Annotated in this window: 5 protein-coding genes; 1 reads left to right on the forward strand and 4 read right to left on the reverse strand. The window is 74.7% G+C overall.

Annotated features, from left to right (window positions below):
• From HMPREF0731_RS25090 to HMPREF0731_RS06975, 4 genes are all read right to left on the reverse strand, one after another.
• A partial coding sequence (locus HMPREF0731_RS25090; RefSeq protein WP_040612005.1) for a hypothetical protein occupies window positions 1–285 on the reverse strand: 285 nt, incomplete at its 3' end.
• A 119-nt stretch (window positions 286–404) separates the two neighbouring features.
• Window positions 405–1328: an SAM-dependent methyltransferase gene (locus HMPREF0731_RS06965; protein WP_007003354.1), complete on the reverse strand. Its 924-nt coding sequence runs from the start codon at window positions 1326–1328 to the stop codon at window positions 405–407.
• Entirely contained in the window at window positions 1325–1696 is a 372-nt protein-coding gene (locus HMPREF0731_RS06970; RefSeq protein ID WP_007003355.1) for a DUF423 domain-containing protein, read from the reverse strand. Before HMPREF0731_RS06970 ends, HMPREF0731_RS06965 begins: the two co-directional genes overlap by 4 nt.
• A gap of 72 nt (window positions 1697–1768) precedes the next feature.
• On the reverse strand, window positions 1769–2464 hold the full coding sequence (locus HMPREF0731_RS06975) for a phosphoribosyltransferase (RefSeq protein WP_007003356.1): 696 nt from the start codon (window positions 2462–2464) through the stop codon (window positions 1769–1771).
• A gap of 187 nt (window positions 2465–2651) precedes the next feature.
• On the opposite strand from HMPREF0731_RS06975, the gene HMPREF0731_RS06980 reads away from it, so the two are divergent.
• On the forward strand, window positions 2652–4250 hold a 1599-nt coding region (locus tag HMPREF0731_RS06980; RefSeq protein WP_007003357.1), incomplete at its 3' end, for a solute carrier family 23 protein.

A 4250-nucleotide genomic window follows, 5' to 3' on the forward strand; every position in this document is an offset into this window, starting at 1 on the left:
CGCCTGCTCCGCCACCGCCTGGCTGTACTCGGCCAGCTGGCGGGCGAAGGTCGGCTCCACCTCGGGCGGCAGGGCGGGGGTTGCGGCGGGATCGGCGGCCCGCAGCCGGGCGATCAGCGCGGCGCGGCTGGCCTCATCCTCCAGCAGCCGGACCAGCTCGTCGACCGAGGCGGCGGGGGCCGGCGCGCCCTGCGCCCGCGCCCCGGCCATGCCGAGCCAGAGGCCCAGCAGCAGCAGGGGAAGGAGGCGCAGCCAGGCGAGGGGGGAGGGGCGACATCTCTGCATCGCCCCTGTCCCTGGCCGGGGGCGCCGGGCAAGTCCAGTCATAAAGACATGACGCAACCGGAAGCGGGGCGGCGGATTTCTGTCCGTTTGCCCCAGGCGGAACGGCTTGGCGGAGCGGCTCAGCCAGGGGCGTCGGCCTCCAGCAGGCAGAACATCAGCTCGTGCTTGTTGTGCGCGCCGTGGAACACCCGCGCGCCGGGAATGGCGGCGAAGGCGGCGGCCGTCTCATGGTCCGTCTCGCCCTGGAACTTGATGGTGCAGACGAAATTGCGCGCCCGCCCCGCCTCCCGCCAGCGCTGCACCAGGCCGAGCAGCCGCGCCGGGTAGCAGATGATGTCGCTGAACAGCCAGTCCACCGCCGCCTCGCGCTCCGGCTCCAGGCCGAAGGCGCTCTCGGTGCGGATGGTCACATTGGGCAGGGCCGCCACGCCCGGGTCCATCTGCGCCTTGTCCACCGCCACCACCTGGCAGCCCAGCTGCGCCAGCGCCCATGTCCAGCCGCCCGGCGCGGCGCCGAGGTCGAGCACCGTCTCGCCCGGCCCCGGCCAGCGGCCGAGCCGCGTCAGCGCCTCCCACAGCTTCAGATAGGCGCGGCTGGGCGGGCCCTCGCGATCCTCCTCGAACCGCACCGCGCCGCGCAGGAAGGGGCTGGTCTTGGTCGGGCTGGCCAGCATCAGCTCGGGCGAGAGCAGCGTCCAGCCGCCCAGATGGCCGCTCGGCGCGGCCTCGGGGAAGCGCAGCGCCTTTCCCTTCAAGGGCGGCAGCGCCGCCTCGATCAGCGCCGCGCGGCGGTGGTGCAGCACCGGCTGCAGCGACCAGTTGCGCTGGATCGCCCGCAGCGCCGCCGCCGCGCCCTTGATCGACGGCACCGCCATCTCGCGCGGGTCGGTCCACACATCGAGCGCCCAGGCCGAGGGCACCGGCGGCGCCTCGGTCAGGGCGAGCGGGCCGTGCCAGCGGGCGACCGCCACCCCGGCGCGGCGCAGCTCCTCCTCCACCTCGCGCTCGAACCCCTCATGGGCCAGATAGGCGGCGCGGATCATGCGGCGCGCGGGCGGGTCAGCCCCGCCACGCCCAGGATCAGCCAGCCCGCCATCAGCGCCGTGCCGCCCAGCGGCGCCACGCGGCCGAGCGATTCACCCTGCAGCACCAGCCACCACACCGCGCCACAGAAGGCCAGGCTGCCCAGCGCGAAGCAGGCGCCGGCCAGGTGCGGCAGCCAGTTGGCGCGGCGCTCGGCCAGCAACCCCGTCGCCAGCAGCGCCAAGGCGTGCCAGCCCTGCATGGTCAGCGCGTTCTGCACCCGCGCGGCATCCACGGGCTCCAGCACCAGGCCATGCGCGGCCCAGGCCGACAGGGCCACGGCCAGAAAGCCACTCAGCGCACCCAGCGCCAGCCAGAGACGGGACATCAACAACGACCTCGGCAATCCAGGAAACAAGGGCGGGGGAATGAATTCCCCCGCGCCCCCTTCTTTTTTCTATCAGTTTTTCAGCGCCCCGTCGAAGCGGGGGGGCAGCAGCAGGGCGGGGGGCAGGGTTGCGGCATCGGGAGCCCAGCCCGCCGGCACCCGGCGGAACAGGGGCGTGGCGAAGGCGGCGGCCACCGGAATGCTCTCCGGCCAGTCGGGACGCCAGCGATCGCCCTGCGCCATGGCGACGCAGAGACCCACCGGCTCCACCCCGGCCAGCCGCAGCAGCGACAGCCCGGCGAGCGCCGAGCTGCCCGTGCTGATCACGTCGTCCACCAGCAGCACGCGCCGGCCGGCCAGCCGCGGCAGCAGACGCGGGTCCAGCCACATCCGCCGCGCATCCGGGCTGGTCGAGGAGGTGGTCGGCACCGACAGCGCCGGGTCGTACCAATTCTTGCGGGAATAGCCGGGGGCGACCCAGTTGGGATGGCCCAGCGCCTCGGCCACCGCGCCGCCGAACACATGGCCGAGCGTCGGCAGCCCGACCACCACCTCGGCCCCCAGCGGCAGCGCCGCCGCCGCCATCCAGCCCACCATCGGCCGCAGCACGGCGAAGCTCGCCTGGTTGGCGATGAAGCCGGTGACCGCGATGGCGCCATAGTCGCGCAGCGGCAGGCGCAGCGCCCGCCCATCCGGCATCGGCGCGGGGTAGCTCCCGGTCCAGGCCGGGGCCTCGGAAGGCGGCTCGAAGCCCTGCCAATGGTCCATGTGGCGCGGATGCCACGCCGCGCCGGCCGATGCCAGGGGGAAAGCACCCCGGCAATGGCGCCAGGACGGCCGGCGGCCTACATGTCGCGGAACGATCCGCGGGAGAATCCACACCCATGCCCCTGACCGCCCGCCTCGCGCGGCCCGCCCGGGGGCATCTCGGCCCGCCCGCCGCCGGCCCCGGCCGTTGAGCTTCGCCCGCAGCGCGGACCGCCCGCGCAGCCGCCCCGAGGGCGTGGTGGCGGCGGTCGAGGACCGCCCGCCCCTGCCCGCCACGCTGGGCCTGGCGGCGCAGCACATCGCCATCCAGGCCATCTACCTGGTGCTGCCGGTGGTCGCCGCCACCGCCTTCGGCCTGGAGGCGCGGGAAGCGGCCAATTTCATCGCCCTCTCCATCCTCGGCTTCATCCTGCTGCAGGGGCTGCAGGCGCTGGCGCGCGGGCCGCTCGGCGCCGGCTACCAGATGCCCTCGATCCCCACCCCGGTGATGATGGGCGCCTATCTGCTGGCCGCCGCCGCCGGGCTGGACCCGGCCCAGGCCGGCGCGCTGCTGCTGATCGCCGGGCTCTTCGCCATCGCCGCCAGCTTCCTGATCCGCCGGCCGGAGGCGCTGGTGCCAACCGAGATGGCGGGGGTCGTCGTCTTCCTGCTCGGCGTCACCCTGCTGCCGGTGATGCTCGACCAGCTGCACGTGCTGGACCGGCGCTTCGACACCGACAGCCCCTGGGACATCCTCCTGGCGCTGCTGGCCTTCCTGGTGATGGCCGGGGTGGCGCTGCGCGGCGGCCGCCTCGCCCCCTATGGCATGCTGATCGGCGCGGGGTTCGGCATCCTGTTCTCGGTCCCGCTCGGCTACACCGCGGCGGATGCCTCCGCCGTGCTGGCGGCCAATCCCTGGTTCGCCTGGCCCAGGCCCATGCTGCCGCGCTTCGACGGGCTCTCCACCGGGCTGGCGCTGGCCTTCATCTTCGCGACCCTGCCGGCCAAGGCCACCATCCTCGGCAATCTCGTGGCCTTCCAGCGCGCCGCCGACGGGGCGTGGGAGAAGCCGGACGGCCCGCCGCTGCGCCGCGGCCTGCTGGCGCATGGCGTGGCGCTGGCGGCGGCGGGGGGCATCGGCGGCATGGCGCCCGGCCCCTCCTCGGCCTGCGTCGGCCTGTCCATCGCCAACCGCACCCTGTCGCTGCGCATCATCTGGGTGGGGGCGGCGCTGCTGCTGCCGCTGGCCTTCTCGCCGCGGCTGGCGGCGCTGTTCATCCTGATCCCGCCGCCGGTCAAGGCGGCCATGCTGCTCTACGTCGCCTGCTTCATGATCGCGACGGGCTGCCAGCTGATCACCGTGCGCATGCTCGACATCCGCCGCTCCCTGGTGGTGGGGCTCGGGCTGATCATGGGCTTCGCGGTGCTGATCGCCCCCGGGCCGTTCCGCGCGCACCTGCCGGCGCTGGCCTCCGCCCTGACCTTCGGCGCGCTGACCTGCTTCGTGATGCATCTGGCGACGCTGCCGCTGGTGCGGCGGGAGGTGCGCTTCACCCTGCCGCTCGGCACCGGGCTGCACGCCGAGGCGGAGCGCCGCGCCCAGGCCATGGGCGGCGCCTGGGGCGCGCGCCGCGCCACCATGGAGCGGGTGCAGGATTTCCTGGTCGAGGCCGGCGAGCTGCTGGCCGATCGCGGCCTGGCCGAGGCCGAGGTGCTGGCCCGCAGCGGCGAGGGCGTGGTGACGCTGGTGCTGCGCCACCAGGGCGAGCCCCTGCCCGCCCCCGCGGCGCGGCCCGAGGCGGCCGAC

Origin of the sequence: Pseudoroseomonas cervicalis ATCC 49957 (assembly GCF_000164635.1) — a bacterium.
Taxonomy (GTDB): domain Bacteria; phylum Pseudomonadota; class Alphaproteobacteria; order Acetobacterales; family Acetobacteraceae; genus Pseudoroseomonas; species Pseudoroseomonas cervicalis.